Annotated in this window: 18 protein-coding genes; all 18 read right to left on the bottom strand. The window is 37.6% G+C overall.

Annotation, left to right across the window (positions count from 1 at the left end):
• Positions 1-900 (bottom strand): tyrosine recombinase XerC, encoded by a 900-nt coding sequence (gene xerC, locus MHH71_RS24460; protein WP_016133222.1) that lies wholly within the window; start codon positions 898-900, stop codon positions 1-3.
• A gap of 65 nt (positions 901-965) precedes the next feature.
• Positions 966-2,270, bottom strand: a complete 1,305-nt coding sequence (gene trmFO / locus MHH71_RS24455; protein ID WP_006095738.1) for an FADH(2)-oxidizing methylenetetrahydrofolate--tRNA-(uracil(54)-C(5))-methyltransferase TrmFO — start codon at positions 2,268-2,270, stop codon at positions 966-968.
• Between the two features lie 51 nt (positions 2,271-2,321).
• Positions 2,322-4,400 (bottom strand): type I DNA topoisomerase, encoded by a 2,079-nt coding sequence (gene topA / locus MHH71_RS24450; RefSeq protein WP_018780929.1) that lies wholly within the window; start codon positions 4,398-4,400, stop codon positions 2,322-2,324.
• Positions 4,401-4,544: 144 nt separating this feature from the next.
• Complete coding sequence (gene dprA / locus MHH71_RS24445; protein WP_018780928.1) at positions 4,545-5,414, bottom strand: DNA-processing protein DprA; 870 nt, start codon at positions 5,412-5,414, stop codon at positions 4,545-4,547.
• Between the two features lie 90 nt (positions 5,415-5,504).
• Positions 5,505-6,407: a succinate--CoA ligase subunit alpha gene (sucD, locus tag MHH71_RS24440; RefSeq protein WP_003199472.1), complete on the bottom strand. Its 903-nt coding sequence runs from the start codon at positions 6,405-6,407 to the stop codon at positions 5,505-5,507.
• A gap of 19 nt (positions 6,408-6,426) precedes the next feature.
• Positions 6,427-7,587 (bottom strand): ADP-forming succinate--CoA ligase subunit beta, encoded by a 1,161-nt coding sequence (gene sucC / locus MHH71_RS24435; RefSeq protein WP_003199470.1) that lies wholly within the window; start codon positions 7,585-7,587, stop codon positions 6,427-6,429.
• A gap of 193 nt (positions 7,588-7,780) precedes the next feature.
• Complete coding sequence (locus tag MHH71_RS24430; RefSeq protein WP_018780927.1) at positions 7,781-8,554, bottom strand: ribonuclease HII; 774 nt, start codon at positions 8,552-8,554, stop codon at positions 7,781-7,783.
• Between the two features lie 56 nt (positions 8,555-8,610).
• On the bottom strand, positions 8,611-9,483 hold the full coding sequence (ylqF, locus tag MHH71_RS24425) for a ribosome biogenesis GTPase YlqF (protein ID WP_003199468.1): 873 nt from the start codon (positions 9,481-9,483) through the stop codon (positions 8,611-8,613).
• Between the two features lie 21 nt (positions 9,484-9,504).
• Positions 9,505-10,056 carry a signal peptidase I gene (gene lepB, locus MHH71_RS24420; RefSeq protein WP_016115968.1) on the bottom strand — a complete coding sequence of 184 codons (552 nt, stop codon included), beginning with the start codon at positions 10,054-10,056 and terminating at the stop codon, positions 9,505-9,507.
• Positions 10,057-10,157: 101 nt separating this feature from the next.
• Entirely contained in the window at positions 10,158-10,502 is a 345-nt protein-coding gene (gene rplS, locus MHH71_RS24415) for a 50S ribosomal protein L19 (protein ID WP_001186516.1), read from the bottom strand.
• Between the two features lie 146 nt (positions 10,503-10,648).
• Entirely contained in the window at positions 10,649-11,383 is a 735-nt protein-coding gene (trmD, locus tag MHH71_RS24410) for a tRNA (guanosine(37)-N1)-methyltransferase TrmD (RefSeq protein ID WP_006095742.1), read from the bottom strand.
• Positions 11,383-11,898, bottom strand: coding sequence for a ribosome maturation factor RimM (gene rimM / locus MHH71_RS24405; protein ID WP_018764717.1), 516 nt, complete (start codon positions 11,896-11,898; stop codon positions 11,383-11,385). The genes trmD and rimM overlap by 1 nt, the downstream gene beginning before the upstream one ends.
• Positions 11,899-12,017: 119 nt before the next feature.
• Positions 12,018-12,245 (bottom strand): KH domain-containing protein, encoded by a 228-nt coding sequence (locus MHH71_RS24400; RefSeq protein ID WP_016115971.1) that lies wholly within the window; start codon positions 12,243-12,245, stop codon positions 12,018-12,020.
• A 14-nt stretch (positions 12,246-12,259) separates the two neighbouring features.
• Entirely contained in the window at positions 12,260-12,532 is a 273-nt protein-coding gene (gene rpsP / locus MHH71_RS24395; protein WP_000268750.1) for a 30S ribosomal protein S16, read from the bottom strand.
• A 101-nt stretch (positions 12,533-12,633) separates the two neighbouring features.
• On the bottom strand, positions 12,634-13,983 hold the full coding sequence (gene ffh / locus MHH71_RS24390; RefSeq protein ID WP_003199457.1) for a signal recognition particle protein: 1,350 nt from the start codon (positions 13,981-13,983) through the stop codon (positions 12,634-12,636).
• A gap of 12 nt (positions 13,984-13,995) precedes the next feature.
• Entirely contained in the window at positions 13,996-14,328 is a 333-nt protein-coding gene (locus MHH71_RS24385) for a putative DNA-binding protein (RefSeq protein ID WP_000891062.1), read from the bottom strand.
• Positions 14,329-14,607: 279 nt separating this feature from the next.
• Positions 14,608-15,597 carry a signal recognition particle-docking protein FtsY gene (gene ftsY, locus MHH71_RS24380; RefSeq protein ID WP_006095745.1) on the bottom strand — a complete coding sequence of 330 codons (990 nt, stop codon included), beginning with the start codon at positions 15,595-15,597 and terminating at the stop codon, positions 14,608-14,610.
• 14 nt (positions 15,598-15,611) lie between these two features.
• Positions 15,612-19,181, bottom strand: a complete 3,570-nt coding sequence (smc, locus tag MHH71_RS24375) for a chromosome segregation protein SMC (protein ID WP_006095746.1) — start codon at positions 19,179-19,181, stop codon at positions 15,612-15,614.
• Between the last annotated feature and the right edge of the window lie 123 nt (positions 19,182-19,304).

Raw genomic sequence — 19,304 nt, 5'->3', positions numbered from 1 at the left:
TTATGCCCGCGGGTGATGCTTCATGTAAACAGAACGCAATCTTTCTTTTGAAACATGCGTATAAATTTGTGTCGTTGATAGATTTTCATGACCCAATAACTCCTGCACAGTTCGTAAATCTGCACCTTCATCTAACATATGTGTAGCAAATGTATGCCTTAACATATGCGGACTTATTCGCATTGTAAGAGAAGCTTTCTTAATGAGCTCATTTAAAATATAACGAACACCGCGATCCGTTAACGGCTTACCCTTTGCATTTAAAAACACCATTTGAGAATGTTCCTCTGTTTTTTTAGCTAACTGTTTTCTACCGTTTTCTATATAAGTAATTAAAGCATCTTGGGCATAACTTCCAAACGGAACGTACCTTTGTTTTTTGCCTTTTCCCGTCACTAGAATTGTCCCTACCGAGAAATCAATATCAGTAAGTTGTAAACTTACACATTCACTCACACGGATTCCCGTTGCATACATAAGCTCTAATAAAGCTTGATCCCTTTGACCAAGTGGTGTTTTTACATCAGAAACTTCAAACAATTTCTCCAATTCTTCAACATACAAAAACTTGGGGATTGACAGTTCTTTTTTGGGGAGTGACGCAAGTGCAAACGGATTATCTTCTCGATATCCTTCACGCATCAGAAAACGATATAAACTTCGTAAGCTCGATACTTTTCTTGCGACAGATTTACGGGCTAGCTTTTCATCGTGTAATGTCGTTAAGTACAAACGAACATCTACGTATGTAACGTCTAAAAAAGAGGATATGCCTTCTCGCTCCATAAATTGCACAAAATGTTCTAAATCATTTTGATAACTTGCAATTGTATATTTTGAATAATTTCTTTCAATTTGTAAATATCCAACGAATAATTGTAACAATTTCTTCACATTCACATAACTCACCTCAATAAAGGCTACTAAATCGTATCACAACTCAGTAGCCTTTGCAAGAAATTTAACTAAATATTTACAAAATTTTGAATCGTCTCTAAAGCGCGTGTTGCGTATGCTTCATTTCGCTCTTGTTTCTTTTTAATTTTCTTTTCTAATGGCGCAAATAAACCAAAGTTTGCGTTCATCGGTTGGAAGTTTTTCGCATTAGTTGCAGTAATATAATTCGCCATACTGCCCATTGCTGTTACAGGAGGTAATACAACAGGCTCTTCTCCCTTTACAAGACGAGCTGCATTAATACCTGCTAACAGCCCTGAAGCAGCCGATTCTACATATCCTTCTACACCTGTCATTTGTCCAGCAAAGAATAAATCATCACGATGTTTATATTGGTATGTTGGACGAAGTAATCTTGGTGAATTAATAAACGTATTACGATGCATTACACCATAGCGTACAATTTCTGCATTTTCAAGTCCAGGAATCAATTGTAATACTTCTTTTTGAGGTCCCCACTTTAAATGTGTTTGGAACCCAACAATATTGTATAACGTTCCTGCTGCATCATCTTGACGTAATTGAACAACAGCATATGGCGTTTTACCTGTTTTCGGATCTTCCAGCCCCACTGGTTTCATCGGTCCAAATAACAATGTCTGTCTACCACGGCTTGCCATTACTTCTACAGGCATACAACCTTCAAAGAATACTTCTTTCTCAAATTCTTTTAATGGCACTGTCTCTGCAGCAATTAAAGCATCATAAAAACGATCGAACTCTTCTTCTGTCATTGGGCAGTTTAAATAAGCCGCTTCTCCCTTATCGTAACGAGATTTTAAATATACTTTGTTCATATCAATGCTTTCTTTTTCCACGATTGGTGCAGCTGCATCATAGAAATAAAAATAATCTTCACCCGTTAACTCTTTTAACTGTGCAGAAAGTTCTGGAGATGTGAGTGGACCTGTCGCAATAACAGTTGGTCCTTCTGGAATTTCTGTCATTTCTTCGTTCACCACAGTTACGTTTGGATGATTTTTCACATACTCCGTTACTTTTGCTGCAAATTCATGCCGATCAACCGCTAATGCTCCTCCTGCTGGCACAGAACACTCATCTGCCGCACGGATAATAACAGAGTCCATTTTGCGCATTTCTTCTTTAATGACCCCAACAGCATTTGTTAATGTATTTGCACGAAGTGAGTTACTGCATACTAACTCAGCAAATTTATCTGTGTGATGAGCCGGCGTTTGTCTTACTGGTCTCATTTCATATAATTTTACTTGAACACCACGTTTTGCAATTTGATAAGCTGCTTCACTTCCTGCAAGACCTGCGCCAATGACGTTTACTACTTGTGTTGTCATGTATTTATCACCTTTCCTTTTCTATCCCGAAAAAAATGTGAGCAGTTACGCTCACATTTGTTGTTCTTCTTCATAATCACAAGAAATACATTGTACTTGAACGCCTTTTTTCAGCTTCTTCTCTACGAGCATACCTTCACATTTCGGGCATTTCCGGCCAATCGGTTTATCCCAAGATACAAAGTCACATTCTGGATATGTGCCACATCCATAGAAAAGACGTTTCTTTTTATTACTTCGGCGTTCAATAATTTGTCCTTTATCACATTTCGGACAAGTTACACCGATTTCTTTCACAATCGGTTTTGTATTGCGACAATCAGGGAAATTAGAACAAGCCATAAACTTCCCGTATTTGCCCATTTTAAAGACCATTGGGTGACCGCATAATTCACAATCTTCCCCAGCAGGTTCATCTTTAATTTCGACTTCACGCATCTCCTTTTCCGCTTTTTCTAAGCGGGGTTCAAAGCCTACGTAGAAATCATCAACAATTTTCACCCAATTTGCTTTCCCCTCTTCTACTTCATCAAGGTTTTGCTCCATATTGGCCGTAAATTCAATGTTAATAATTTCTGGGAAAAACTCTAAAATAAGTTCAATTACAATTTCTCCAAGTTCAGTCGGAACAAAGCGTTTATTGTCTAATGCAACATATCCTCGCTTCTGAATCGTTTCAAGTGTTGGTACGTAAGTAGACGGTCTCCCGATTCCAAGCTCTTCAAGCATCCTAACTAAACGGGCCTCTGTATAACGTGGTGGGGGCTGCGTAAAGTGCTGCTTTGGATCCATATCTTTTGAAAATACAGTTTCTCCTATTTCTAAAGGAGGCAACATTTTATCTTTTTCTTCCGCACCATCATCTTTCGATTCTACGTAAACTTTCATAAACCCTGAAAATTTCACTACTGAGCCACTTGCACGGAATTGAACGTTATTATTAATGAGTCTAGCTGTAACAGTATCCATTACAGCAGATGCCATTTGACTTGCAACAAATCGCTCCCAAATCAATTTGTACAAACGATGTTGATCACGACTTAAGAAACTTTTTAGTTCCTCTGGCTTCCTCATTACCGAAGTTGGACGAATTGCTTCATGCGCATCTTGTGCATTCGCTTTTTTCGTTTCCTTCTTCTTCTCTGTCCCTATGTATTCTGAACCAAACGCCTCAGTAATATAAGAGCGAGCTTCCTCTTGAGCAGTTTCCGATATACGCGTTGAGTCTGTTCTCATATACGTAATAAGACCTACGGTTCCCTGTTTACCAATATCTATCCCTTCGTATAGCTGCTGCGCAAGCATCATTGTCTTCTTTGCTCGCATATTTAATTTACGTGCAGCTTCTTGTTGTAAAGAAGACGTTGTAAATGGTAATGCAGGATTACGTTTCCGCTCTTTTTTCGTTACATTTTCAACTGAAAACGCATTGTTTTTCATTGTTTCAATTATGTCTTTTACTTGCGCTTCATTTGTTAATTGAACCTTTTCTCCATTCACACCATAAAAAGATGCTTCAAATGTGTCTTTTCCTTTGACAAATTCTGTTTTAATTGTCCAGAACTCTTCCGGAATAAAACTTTGAATTTCTTTTTCACGATCAATAATTAAGCGAACCGCTACAGATTGTACACGTCCTGCACTTAATCCCTTTTTGACTTTCTTCCATAATAAAGGACTAATATTATAACCAACAAGGCGATCAAGTATCCGTCTTGCTTGCTGTGCATCTACTAAATCCATATTAATTGCACGAGGATGCTTAAATGACTCTTTAATCGCATCTTTTGTAATTTCATTAAATACAACCCGGCAATCTGATTCAACATCCACATTTAGCGTATTCGCTAAATGCCAAGCGATCGCTTCTCCTTCGCGGTCTGGATCGGCCGCGAGATAGACTTTTTTTGCTTTTTTTGCTGCTGATTTTAAATCTTTTAAAACAGGACCTTTACCACGGATGGTAATATACTTCGGGGTGAAATTATTTTTTACTTCTATCCCCATTTGACTTTTAGGCAAATCGCGAACATGTCCCATAGACGCGACGACTTTGTATTTTTTCCCTAAATATTTCTCAATGGTTTTCGCCTTAGAAGGCGACTCCACGATTACGAGGTAATCTGACATGCTAGTGCCTCCTTAAGAGGTGGATTCAAGTCTTCATTAATCTTATTGATTTCTCTTGTTTTTGTCAATCAAGAATGAGTATAACATACAGTGCCACTCTACCATTTGTCAATAATTGTTTAATAAAAACATAAAAATATACGGTTAATTTAAAAATTCCTCGAGAATATCCTCTGCTTTTTGAACAAGTTTCGCCCCTTGCTTTATAAGTTGATTTGTTCCTGCTGCACTTTCTGTAAAAATAGGACCTGGAAGAGCAAACACCTCCCTATTTTGTTCTAAAGCGAGATCTGCAGTAATAAGCGAGCCACTTTTCGATTTCGCTTCCACTACTAGAACCCCTTTACAAAGACCACTGATAATTCGATTTCGCTTTGGGAAATACCATTTTCTAGGCGCGTAATGTGGCGGATATTCTGTTAATAACAGTACAGTATTCTTCCATATTTTATAAAAGTAGCAATTCTCTTTTGGATACATATACTGTAATCCATGCCCTAAGACAGCAATAGTAGGGCTATGTTGTTGCACTGCGATTTGGTGAGCAATAGTATCAATTCCATTTGCAAAACCACTTACAATTAGCCATTCTTTGTCTATTAGCGGTTGTAAAATAGATTGTATGCTTTCCTTCCCGTATAAAGAAGGTTTTCTTGTTCCAACTACTGCAAATTTATTTATTTCTCCTAATAATTCTCTCTTTCCCTTTCCATATAAAATGAAAGGCGGATCTGATATTTCACGTAATAATTCTGGATAATCATCATCCCATATTGTGACATAAAAAATATGCTTTTCTTCTAAATGATGTATACATTGTGCCGGGGTAGATGTTTGTAAGAAGCTAACTAATTCAGCAGATTTTTTCGGAGTCAGCCCAGCATACTTTTCAAATTCCACTGAACTAAATTTATACAGTTTCTTTATCTCTGGATCTATATGCAATAAGCGAGTTAACGCTTTCCAATGATCCGCTAACACATAATGAAGATGGAGCAATCGTTCCCTTTTCATGATCATTCTCCTTACCCATAATTTTTATTATGTAAACAGGAAAAAGTGTAAAAAGACACCCTCTAGCACGAAGGTGTCTTTCAAAAAAGATTAATAGTTTTTACAAGTTTCAAATAATCCTTTTTCTTTTAAAACAGCGATTAAAGTTTCGCCCATAACAGCTGGTGTTTCAGCAACTTTAATACCACAAGCTTCCATTGTTTTGATTTTTTCAGCAGCTGTACCTTTACCGCCAGAAATAATCGCACCAGCATGGCCCATACGTTTTCCTGCAGGCGCTGTTTGACCACCGATAAATCCAACAACAGGTTTTGTCATATTTGCTTTTACCCACTCAGCAGCTTCTTCTTCTGCTGTTCCACCGATTTCACCAATCATAATAACAGCATGTGTTTCTTCGTCCTCATTAAACGCTTTTAACGCATCAATAAAGTCTGTACCATTGACAGGGTCGCCACCGATACCTACAGCAGTAGATTGACCAATGCCTTCTTGTGTTAATTGATGTACAGCTTCGTATGTTAATGTACCAGATCGAGATACAATACCTACATGACCTTTTTTATGAATATATCCTGGCATAATACCAATCTTACATTCATCTGGTGTAATAACACCTGGGCAGTTTGGTCCAAGTAAACGCGTCTGTTTACCTGCCATATACTTCTTAACTTTAACCATATCTAATACAGGGATTCCTTCTGTAATACATACTACTAAGTCAATCTCTGCATCAACCGCTTCCATAATCGCATCAGCCGCAAAAGCGGGTGGAACGTACACAACTGAAGCATTTGCGCCCGTTGCTTTTACAGCATCTTCTACCGTATCAAAGACAGGTACACCTTCAATTTCAGTGCCACCTTTACCAGGTGTTACACCACCGACAATTTTCGTACCATATTCAATCATTTGTTTTGTATGGAATAAACCTTGTGAACCAGTAATACCTTGTACAATAACTTTTGTATCTTTATTAACTAATACGCTCATTTTTCTCCCCCGCTTTCTATTAGCCCACTAGTGAAACAATTTTTTGTGCACCGTCTGCCATAGATTCTGCTGCAACAATATTTAAACCAGATTCATTTAAAATTTTCTTACCTAGCTCAACATTTGTACCTTCAAGACGAACAACAAGTGGTAATTCAAGGCCTACTTGTTTTGTCGCTTCAATAACACCTTCTGCAATAACATCACATTTCATAATGCCACCAAAAATGTTAACGAAAATACCTTTTACATTTTTGTCAGAAAGAATAATTTTGAAAGCTTCTGTAACTTTTTCAGCTGTAGCACCGCCACCAACATCTAAAAAGTTAGCTGGATCGCCATGGTAATGTTTAATGATATCCATTGTTGCCATTGCTAATCCTGCACCATTTACCATACAACCAATATTTCCATCTAAAGGAATATAGTTTAAGTCGTATTTAGAAGCTTCAATTTCTTTCGGATCTTCTTCTTCAAGATCACGAAGTTCTAGAATGTCTTTATGACGATATAATGCATTAGAATCAAAGTTTAATTTTGCATCTAATGCCATAACTTTTCCATCACCTGTTGTAACAAGTGGGTTGATTTCTGCAATAGAGCAATCTTTTTCGATATAAGCACGATATAAGCCCATCATAAACTTCACAGCTTGTCCTACAAGCTCTTTTGGAATATTGATGTTAAATGCAATGCGGCGTGCTTGGAAACCTTGCAGACCTACTGCTGGATCAATATATTCTTTAAAGATTTTTTCTGGTGTTTTTTCTGCTACTTCTTCAATTTCTGTTCCGCCTTCTTCAGACGCCATTAAAACAACTTGAGAAGTCGCACGGTCTAAAACTAAACCAACATAATATTCTTTTTTAATATCGCAACCTTCTTCGATAAGTAAGCGTTTTACTTCCTTACCTTCAGGACCTGTTTGATGCGTAACAAGCGTAGTACCTAAAATACTTTCCGCATATGTACGAACTTCATCTAAATTTTTCGCAACTTTTACTCCGCCAGCTTTGCCGCGTCCACCAGCGTGAATTTGTGCTTTCACTACACATACATCTGTTCCTAATTCTTTCGCTGCTTCTACAGCTTCTTCTACTGTAAATGCAACCTTCCCGTTCGGAACGCTAACCCCATAGCTTCTAAGGACTGCTTTACCTTGGTACTCATGGATATTCATGGTCCCATCCTCCCCTGTTTTCCTGTTTTACTCAAAAAGTTTTTTAATGTTTAAAAAACACTACATTGCCATTGTATAAAATGATTGGCACGCTGTCTACAATAAAGTGTCAGAAAACTGAAATCGCTTTATTCTTTTTTGAAAATAGTAATGTTTATATACCAAAATAAAAAAATAAGCTGTGAGTCACAGCTTATTTTTGAATCATATCCTTAATCGGCGCAAATGTTTTTCTATGCTCTTCTAATACTCCATACATTTCAATCGCTTGTAAATGTTGTTTCGTTCCATAGCCCATATGTTGCTCAAATCCATATGCTGGATATTCTTTCCCAAGTTCTTTCATCATGCGATCTCTCGTTACTTTCGCAATAATAGACGCAGCTGAAATAGAAATACTTTTTGCATCACCTTTAATAATAGATGTTTGCGGAATTGGTGTAGGAAGCTTCATTGCATCAATTAATAAATGCTCTGGTGTACATGCTAAATTCGCAATTGCATCTAACATTGCTCGCTTCGTCGCTTGATAAATATTTATTTCATCAATAACTTGCGGAGATACAATTCCAACCCCAATCGCGATTGCCTGTTCTTTAATTTCATCATAAAAACGCTCACGTTTCGCTTCACTTAGTTTTTTAGAGTCATTTAACCCTGGGATATAGAAATCTTTTGGAAGGACGACAGCAGCCGTAACAACGGGCCCAGCTAGCGGCCCCCTTCCCACTTCATCGATACCAGCAATATATGTGAGCCCTTTTTCACGTAATGCTTTTTCATATTTTGACATCTCTAAAAACTTTTCTTTTTCCTTTTGCGCTAACTCTTTTTGTTTATACCATTTTAAAATGAGCTTTTGAACGCCTTTCCGCTCATCCTTCAATAACACTTGAAATCTTTCATCTTCTTCATTCTTAATTTCTTGCAATACACATTCTGCCTCTTGAATTGTGATTTTTTGCATCAATGTACACTCCCTTTTAAAAATAACCAAAAAGAAAAGACGCACAAACGCACGTCTTATACTTCTTCTACTTCCTCTGCAAATTCTTCCGGTGTTTCAAATGTCATTTTTCCAAGTTTACCACCGCGAAGCTCGCGAAGAATAAGCTCAGATGTTTTATCATAATCAATCATTCCGCCGCCCATTAAGCAACCTCTATTTCTTCCAATCACATCAAAGAATTCTACAATGTCTTCTGGAATTTCACTTATTTTATAACGTTCTTGTATACGTTCTGGATAATGCTTTTCCATAAAACGAAGTGCATATACTGCTACATCCTGTAAATTTAAAATAGAATCTTTAATTGCACCCGTTGTCGCAAGGCGAAGTCCAACTAATTCATCTTCAAATTTAGGCCATAAAATACCTGGTGTATCCAGTAGTTCCATTTCCTTACCAACCTTAATCCATTGTTGGGCTGTTGTAACACCTGGACGATCGCCTGTTTTTGCAATATTTTTCTTTGCTAATTTATTAATCAATGTAGATTTACCGACATTGGGAATACCTACAATTAAAGCGCGAATTGCTCTTGGACGAATGCCTTTTGCAACCATTTTGTCAAATTTTTCTTTTACAAGCACTTTACATGCAGCTGCAATTTCTTTCATACCTTGTCCAGCCTGCGCATTAATTGAAATTGCTTTATGCCCTTTTTCCTCAAAATAGGCGATCCATTGCTTAGTTAAGCGATCATCTGCCATATCCGCTTTATTTAAAACAACAAGCCTCGGCTTATGTGTAATAATTTCATCAATCATCGGGTTTCGAGAAGATAAAGGTAATCGAGCATCTACAAGTTCGATTACAACATCAATTAACTTTAATTTCTCTGTTACTTGGCGCCTAGCTTTTGCCATATGCCCTGGGAACCATTGAATTACCATGTTGCCACCTTCTTTTTTCGTTTATTTCACAATACGTGCGTCTTTTAATGGCCAATATAACATATTCGCTTCTCCAATTACTTGGTCCATCGAAATCGTTCCAATAGTACGACTATCTTTACTAAAACGACGATTGTCACCTAGTACAAATAATTGACCTTTTGGAACTGTTTTCTTACCTGTAATTTCTTCAAGCTTGAAATCATATGTAAGTGGTCCATCAGCAAGTTGTTTTTTCTGCTTGTCTAAATACGGTTCCTCATAAGGTTTTCCGTTAATATAGAGTTTATCATTTCGATACTCAATTTCATCGCCTGGCAAGCCGATAACACGTTTAATATAATCTTTTTCTTCTGTTGCTTGGAATACGATTATGTCAAAACGTTTCGGTTCACCAATGTGATAGCCGATCTTATTGACAATCATTCGATCACGATCATGTAGCGTCGGTGACATTGATACACCATCCACAAGGATTGGAGCAAAGAAAAATTGTCTAATAACACCCGCTAACACAATAGCAATCAAAATTGCTTTTATCCATTCCCAAAGTGAACTCTTCTCTTTTTTCATGTATTTCCCCTCCACGGTTATGTAAGCTGTTCGTATTATATCAAAATTTCATATAGATTGGAAAAAGGGAGCTTGTGCATTTACAAGCTCCCATACATGTCTTATCGAATTTCTTTGATACGCGCTTTTTTACCGCGAAGGTTACGTAAGTAGTATAACTTAGCACGACGTACTTTACCACGGCGAAGTACTTCGATTTTCGCGATTCTTGGCGTGTGAACTGGGAATGTACGCTCAACACCTACACCGTAAGAAATCTTACGCACTGTGAATGTTTCACTGATTCCGCCACCACGACGTTTAATTACAACACCTTCAAAAAGCTGAATTCTCTCACGAGTACCCTCAACTACTTTTACGTGTACACGTAAAGTGTCACCAGGACGGAATGAAGGTAGGTCAGTTTTTAATTGGCCTTTTGTAATTTCTGCGATTAATTGTTGCATATTCAATTCTCTCCTTTAAACGGATGCTCTTATAAAGTCTTAATAAATTACAGCGGAACATCGTTAATACGGCTACTGTTTTCAGTAACACAAATGTTATAATATCATATTGCTAGGCCTGTTGCAATAGAAAATATATGAAGTTTTTATTGCTCTTTTTTAATTTGTTCAAGCCATTTTTCTTCTTGCTTCGATAATCGACGTTCTTCAAGTAAATCCGGTCGACGTGTATACGTACGGCGCAGGGATTCTTTATGACGCCATTCATCAATATTTTTATGATTCCCTGACGTAAGTACATCCGGTACCTTCATGCCACGGAAATCAGCTGGACGTGTATAGTGCGGATGCTCTAACAAACCAGTACTAAAAGAATCTTCCACCTGAGAAGCATAATTTCCAAGTACTCCTGGCAAAAGACGTACAACACTATCGGTAACAACCATAGAGGCTAATTCTCCGCCCGTTAATACGTAATCACCAATAGAAATCTCATCTGTTACAAGATGTTCACGAATTCGTTCATCATATCCTTCATAATGACCACATACAAAAATAACATGCTCTTCTCCAGCAAGCTCTTCTGCCTTTTTCTGCGTGAAACGCTCTCCTTGTGGACACATTAAGACCACCCTTGGTTTACGGTCAGTTTCCTTCGTTAACTCTTCCACCGCATCAAAGATAGGCTGTGGGGTTAATACCATCCCCGCGCCCCCACCGTACGGATAATCATCTACACTGTTATGCTTACTTGTTGTATAATCACGAAAATTTACAACCCTAAGCTCCACTGCCTCTTTTTCTTGCGCTTTTTTTAAAATCGAAGATCCAAAAACACCGGTGAACATCTCTGGAAATAATGTTAAAATATCGATTTTCATTATAGCAATCCTTCCATTACATGAATGGTTACTAATTTATTTTCAATGTTAACTTGAAGTACAACATCATCAATGTAAGGGATTAAAAGATCTTGACCTTTCGGGCGTTTGATCACCCAAACATCATTCGCACCAGGAGATAGAATCTCTTTTATCGTACCTAAATCCTCTCCCTCTTCTGTTACAACTTTACAGCCAATAATTTCATGGTAATAGTACTCACCTTCAGCAAGTTCACCTAACTGCTCTTCTGGTACTTTGATTGAAGAACCTTTTAGCTTCTCTACTTCATCTACATTGTTATACCCTTCAAATGTCAATAAATCAAATGTTTTGTGTTGGCGATGAGAAGCGACCTTTACCGAAAGTGGTTCCGTCCCTTTATCATGCCATATGTATAATGTATTCCCTACTTTATATCGTTCTTCAGGAAAATCGGTACGAGAAATAACTCGAATTTCCCCTCTAACACCATGAGTATTTACAATTTTACCTACGTTAAACCATTTTGTCATAAACAGCATGTCACCCCTGTTTTCTATATAAGTTAAGCATTTCCATTCCATATATGGAACATGCAATTTCTTTAAAAATGTTAAAAAAGGGAGAGGAAAAATCCTCGCCCTTTTAACGTTTATTGAATTTCCAGTGTGACTTTCTCATCATTGTGATGTCCCACTGAATACAAGAGCATCCGAATTGCTTTCGCAACTCGCCCCTGCTTTCCAATGACTTTTCCAACATCCTCAGGATGCACAGTCAATCGATACTTTATCTCTCCGTTGCAAAGTTCCTGTGAAACTTTTACATCTTCAGGATGATCTACAAGAGGTTTGACAATTGTTTCGATCAACTTTTTCATTGTCATTGCCTCAATTACTTACCTTGTTTAGATAAGTGGAATTTCTCCATGATACCTTGGTTAGAGAAAAGATTGCGAACTGTATCAGATGGTTTCGCACCATTTCCTAACCATTTTAATGCTGCTTCTTCGTTGATTTTCACTTCAGCTGGTTGAGCAACCGGATTGTAAGTACCGATTTCCTCAATGAAACGTCCGTCACGAGGAGAACGAGAATCTGCAACAACTACACGATAGAAAGGAGTTTTTTTAGCTCCCATACGTTTTAAACGAATTTTAACTGCCATTTATAAAGCACCTCCGAATTTATTTCACACAGATAATTATATTAGCAAAAAGACTATTGCTTTGTAAAGTATTTTTTCTTAACAGAGCCATCTTTTTTTCCTTACATAAATGGAAACTTCAATCCACCTAGTCCTTTTTTCTTACCTTTTTGCATGCCTGTCATCGTCTTCATCATTTTTTTCATATCTTCAAACTGCTTCAGTAGACGATTAATTTCTTGTACTGTTGTACCACTACCTTTGGCAATGCGTTTTTTACGACTAGCATTGATAATTTCCGGATGTTCTCGCTCTACTTTTGTCATAGAACGAATAATTGCCTCAATATGCCCAATTTGTTTTTCATCAACTTGTGCATTTTTCAGCCCTTTAATTTTATTTGCACCAGGAAGCATTCCTAGCAATTCATCAAGTGGTCCAAGTTGACGCACTTGTCCAAGTTGCTCTAGGAAATCGTCTAGCGTAAACGAAAGCGTACGCATTTTTTGCTCAAGTTCTTTTGCTTTTTCCTCATCAACTGTAGCTTGCGCTTTTTCAATTAATGTTAAAACGTCACCCATCCCTAAAATACGGGATGCCATGCGTTCTGGATGGAACGCTTCAATCGCATCTAGCTTTTCACCCATACCAGCAAATTTAATTGGTGTGTTTGTTACTGCTTTAATAGATAGTGCTGCACCACCGCGCGTATCACCGTCTAATTTCGTTAAAACAACACCTGTTAAACCTAACTGTTCATGGAAACTTTGTGCAACATTTACCGCATCTTGTCCTGTCATCGCATCGACAACAAGGAAGATTTCATCCGGTTTCGCAACTTCTTTCACTTTCGCTAATTCATCCATTAGTTCTTCATCAATATGCAGGCGACCCGCTGTATCGATTAAAACATAATCATGATGATCTTCTTTTGCTTTCGCAATCGCTTGTTTTGCAATTTCAACAGGACTTACTTGATCTCCTAATGAGAAAACAGGCATGTCCAATTGCTTCCCTAATGTTTCAAGCTGTTTAATCGCTGCAGGACGGTAAATATCGGCTGCAACAAGCATCGGTTTACGATTATGCTTTTTACGAAGCAAATTCGCAAGTTTACCTGTTGTCGTTGTTTTACCTGCACCTTGCAGACCAACCATCATAATAACAGTTGGCGGCTTATTAGCGACAGCAATTTTACTTTGCTCTCCGCCCATAAGTTCTGTAAGTTCTTCCTGTACAACTTTAATTACTTGTTGGCCAGGTGTCAAACTCTTCATTACATCTTGTCCGACAGCACGCTCAGACACACGCTTTACAAAATCTTTTACTACTTTAAAGTTAACATCCGCTTCTAAAAGAGCAAGACGAACTTCTCTCATCATTTCTTTTACATCGGCTTCAGAAACTTTTCCTTTGCCGCGGATTTTTTGCATCGTCTGTTGAAGTCGGTCGGCTAATCCTTCAAATGCCATATTGCCGCCCTCCTAATCTAATTTTTCGATAGCTTCAACAACTTGTTTCATTTCTTCATTCACATGCTCTTCTTCGCTGATTAGCTGTTTTAGCTTTGCAACAAGTCGCTGTCGCTCTTGAAACTTTTGAAGTAATACTAATTTCTCTTCATATTCTTCAAGCATCGCTTCAGTCCGTTTAATGTTATCATACACGGCTTGGCGACTTACATCAAATTCTTCCGCAATTTCACCAAGAGATAAATCATCTAAATAATAAAGCGACATATAACTTCTTTGTTTTTGCGTTAACAACGATTGATAAAAATCAAATAAATAATTCATTCTCGTTGTTTTTTCGAGCATGTTGGATCATCCTTTGTTAAGTGATTTCCCTTTACATGAATTAGTTTACATGGAGTATAAAAGAGTGTCAAGTTTTTTTCTTAACATGATATATTTTTTATAAAAAAGAAGCGGTTTTTCCGCTTCTTTCACTGCCCCCGCTATTTGGGGGCAGTAAGACCTCCACCTTAAGATTCAAAAAGAAGTGAAGAAGATAGGTGGAGGATAACCACCCATAAATACCCGATTGGTGAGGGCTAACCATCCATGGAAAATGCCTCCACGGATGGAAGTTTCACTTTATACTTCTTCTTTTTCTACTAAGTTTGCAAATAAACCATACACATATTGTTCTGGATCAAATTGCTGTAAGTCGTCCATTTGTTCTCCAAGTCCAACAAATTTCACTGGTACGTCCATCTCATTACGAATCGCTAATACGATACCACCTTTAGCAGTCCCGTCTAATTTCGTTAGAACAATACCTGTAACATTCGTTGCTTCGCGGAATGTTTTCGCTTGACTTAAACCATTTTGACCTGTCGTTGCATCAATAACAAGCAATACTTCATGAGGAGCACCTGGAACTTCGCGTTCAATGACACGTTTCACCTTTTCTAACTCCTTCATTAAATTCACTTTATTTTGCAAGCGACCTGCTGTATCACATAGCAAGATATCTACTTTACGCGCTTTTGCAGCTTGAACAGCATCATACATAACCGCTGCCGGGTCAGAACCAGATCCTTGTTTAATAACTTCCACACCAACTCGGTCGCCCCATACTTCTAGCTGTTCGATTGCTCCTGCACGGAACGTATCCCCTGCTGCTAATAAGACAGACTTACCTTCGGATTTAAACTTATGAGCCATTTTACCAATTGTTGTCGTTTTCCCAACACCATTAACACCAACAAATAAAATAACCGTTAATTGATCTTGTTGTATGTTAAGTTCATTACTGAAGTCTTCTTCACCTTTGTAAATCCCTACTAGTTTTTCCGAAATAACAGCTTGCACTTCTCTCGGATCTTGAATATTGCGGCGTTGTACTTCTTCCTTCAACTGATCGATAAGTTCCATTACTGTTGCAACACCAACATCTGCACCAATTAAAATTTCCTCTAATTCCTCAAAGAAATCCTCATCGACTTTACGATAGCGATACACTAAATCATTTACTTTATCCGCAAATGAATTTCTCGTTTTTTCTAACCCTTGCTTAAATTTCTCTGTTACAGTATCTGTTTGTTTCGAAATCTTTTCTTTTAATTTTTTAAAGAAGCTCATTCTTCTCATCCTTCCTATTTGCTTGCAACAAGCTCTTCTCCGTCATCTAAACGAACGGAAACAAGCTTAGAAACACCTGATTCTTGCATTGTTACCCCGTACAGTACATCTGATTCTTCCATCGTACCTTTTCGATGTGTAATAACAATAAACTGCGTTTCATCACTAAACTTTTTCAAATACTGCGCAAAACGAGCTACATTCGCTTCATCAAGCGCCGCTTCAACCTCATCTAGTACACAGAACGGAACAGGTCTTACTTTTAAAATACCAAATAGCAGTGCAATTGCAGTTAAAGCACGCTCCCCACCTGAAAGTAAACCTAAATTTTGCAGTTTCTTACCCGGTGGCTGCGCAACAATATCAATGCCTGTATTTAATAAATCTTGCGGATTTGTCATCACTAAGTCTGCTCTTCCTCCGCCAAATAGTTCACAAAAGACAGTCTGGAATTCTGTACGAATTGCCTGGAATGTAGTAGAGAAGCGTTTTTTCATCTCTTCATCCATTTCCATAATAACTTGGTGCAATGTCGCTTTCGCTTCTTCTAAGTCATCTCGCTGCTCTAACAAGAACGTATGTCGTTCTGCTACGCGTTCATACTCTTCAATTGCCCCTAAGTTTACTGTTCCGAGCTCCTCGATTGATAGTTTGATTAATTTCACCTTTTTACGCGCATCTTCTGCAGGCATTATCATTGTATACTTCAGTTTTGCTGCTTCAAATGAAATCGTATACGTTTCGCGTAAATGTTGCAATCTATTTTCTAATTCAACATCAAGGCGATTGATTTTCACTTCTTGATCTTTTAAAACCTCGAGAACATATTTATGGCGCCCTTTCGTATCTTTCACTTCACGCTCTATATGTTCTACCCGTTCTTGAAGGCTCAGGCGTTGCTCACGACGGGAACTAATTAATTCCGATGTTTGATTTCGATCATGTGCTTTCTTTTCAATCATATTCGTAATTTGCTCTTCACCGCTTGAATTCGATGTCATTTCTTGCTTTAAGAATGCTAAATCTTCTTTTGTTTTTACAAGCGTTCGCTGCGTTTCCTCTTGTTCTTTCGTCAAACGATCTACTTTCTCTTTTTGATTAGACAAACGTTGCTGCTTTTCTGCTGCTTGTACTTTCAGCTCCGTCATCTCCGCCTGAACTTTTTCTTTCGAAGAATGCTGGTCACTTTTTTGCTTCGTTAAAGCAACAATTTTTTCATCAAGCTCTGTGATATCTTTTTGAAGCTCTACTAAAATTCTATCCAGCTCTTGTTTTCGCCCTTGCATTTTCACTTGATCTTGTAAAAATCCTTCTATTTCCAAATCATAAATAGATAAACGATCATTAATACGATGCTCTTCTAGCTCAAGCTGATTAATTTCTTCTTTTAATTTTTGTTCATCTACACGCTCTTGTTCTGCATCGTGACGTAATTCTTTTATCTTAACTTCTTTTTCTTGAATTTCTTGTTTTAACGCTTTAACAAAGTTTTCTAACTTAGAAGTTTTTTCTTCCATTTCAGTAAGCTTCTTGCTCCACTCTTCTAATTCACGTTGTCGCCCTAGTAGAGAAGATTTCGCTTGTTTTACAGCCCCACCAGTCATAGAACCGCCAGGATTTACAACATCTCCTTCAATCGTTACAATACGGTAGCGATATTGTAATTGCTTCGCTAACTCATTCGCACCTCTTAAATCTTTTGCAACGACGACCGTTCCTAATAAATTTGAAACTATATTTTCATATTTATTATTGTAATGCACGAGTTCTGCTGCCACACCTATAAACGCTGAATGTTGCTTTATCATACGTAGCTGTTCAAATGATAACGATCTTCCCTTAATAACTGCCTGTGGTAAAAACGTCGCACGTCCATGGCGATTTTGTTTCAAAAAGGCAATTGCCTCGCGAGCATGCTCTTCTGTTTGTACAACAACGTGTTGCATTGCTGCACCAAGTGCAATCTCCATAGCAACTTCATATGCCTTCGGTACAGTAAGTAGTTCAGCGACCGCACCTTCAATGCCATGTAGTTTACTTTCACGGGCCTTTAATACTTCACGTACACCTTGATAAAACCCAGAATAGTCTTCTTGCATCTCTTCCAGCATTTCTTTTCGAGAGCGAGCTTGTTGAACAAATTGATATGCTTGATACAATTTTGTTTCATTTTCACTATATTGTGCCTTGCATTTTCCAAGCGCCGCTTCTGTTTTTTGTATATTGGTAATAACGCTTGTCACTTTCTCTTTTACTTCTTCATAACTCTCTACAAATTTTTCCTTTTTAGCTGTAATTTGCATACGCATTTGTACATACTTTTCATTTTCTTCATCAAGGCGTTGATTTTTAGAATTTTGTTGTTTGAATTGTTCCTCAAGCATAGATAATTCATTACGATTACTTGCTTGTTGATTTAAAAGTTCAATATAATCTCCTTTTAAATGCTCAATTTGCTCTTCTAGGTTTTCTGCATATGTAGAAAGAAGTTTCTCATTTTCGTGTAGCTTTTGTTCTAATGCTTTTACCTGATTTGCAAATTTCATTAGTTCTTCTGTACTGGTTTCAATTTCCACATCATAAATCTTGGCTTTTTCTGTTAACTCAATAATTAACTGTTCAAGCTGTGTGCAGTGCGTTGTTGCATTTTGCTTTCGTTCCTTTAGCAATTCACGCTGCCCTTCTAATTTTTCTAACTCTTTACTAGAAAGAAGGAGAACTTCTTGCAAGGAATCTACAGATTCATCAATCGCTTGCAATTGTCCGCGTAATTCTTCGAGCTCTGCTTCATTTTTTTGTAAATGCGTTGACATTTTTACTTCTTCATCTTTATTGTGTCCAAACTGCTTTCTAAGCGCTTCCCATTTTTCATGTAATTCTTCAATTTCATATACAATGAGAGCTGCTTCTACTTTTTCTAGTTCTTCTTTTTTCTCAAGATAGTCTTTCGCAATAGAAGCTTGTCTTTCAAGCGGCTCTACTTGAGTGCTTAATTCGTGAATAATATCTTGCACACGATTTAAGTTTTCTTGTGTTTCTGCTAATTTTCCTTCAGCTTTCTTTTTGCGAAGCTTATATTTTAATACGCCTGCTGCTTCTTCAAATACACCACGACGCTCTTCAGATTTACTGCTTAAAATTTCTTCTACTTTTCCTTGGCTAATGATTGAGAAAGCTTCTCGTCCCATACCAGAATCCATAAATAAATCAACAATATCTTTTAATCGACAAGATTGTTTGTTAATAAAAAAGTCACTATCTCCCAAGCGAGAAACGCGGCGCGTAACACTCACCTCATTATACTCAATAGGTAAACGCTGATCTTCATTATTTAAGGTTAATGTTACCTCTGCAACATTAACTGCTCTTCGCGTATCACTTCCCGCAAAAATAATATCCTCCATTTTTGCACCGCGTAATGATTTTGCAGATTGTTCACCAAGTACCCAGCGAATCGCGTCAGTAATATTACTCTTTCCGCTTCCATTAGGACCAACTACAGAGGTTACACCTGGAACAAAATCAACAGATACACGCTCCGCAAAGGATTTAAATCCTACTATTTCTAATCTCTTTAAAAACACGAAAGGCCTTCCCCCTATTCTCCGTTTTTATAGTCTCTGCCTATAAAAACAAACTACTGTACGGATTCATATTTGTCTTTTCATATCCAAATAAAAATAAAGTTTCATTCTATGCATAAGGAA

It is taken from the genome of Bacillus sp. FSL H8-0534 (genome assembly GCF_038005885.1).
Taxonomy (GTDB): domain Bacteria; phylum Bacillota; class Bacilli; order Bacillales; family Bacillaceae_G; genus Bacillus_A; species Bacillus_A pseudomycoides.
The sequence above is the reverse complement of the archived record's forward strand: the minus strand, read 5'-3'. Positions and strand labels throughout refer to the sequence as shown.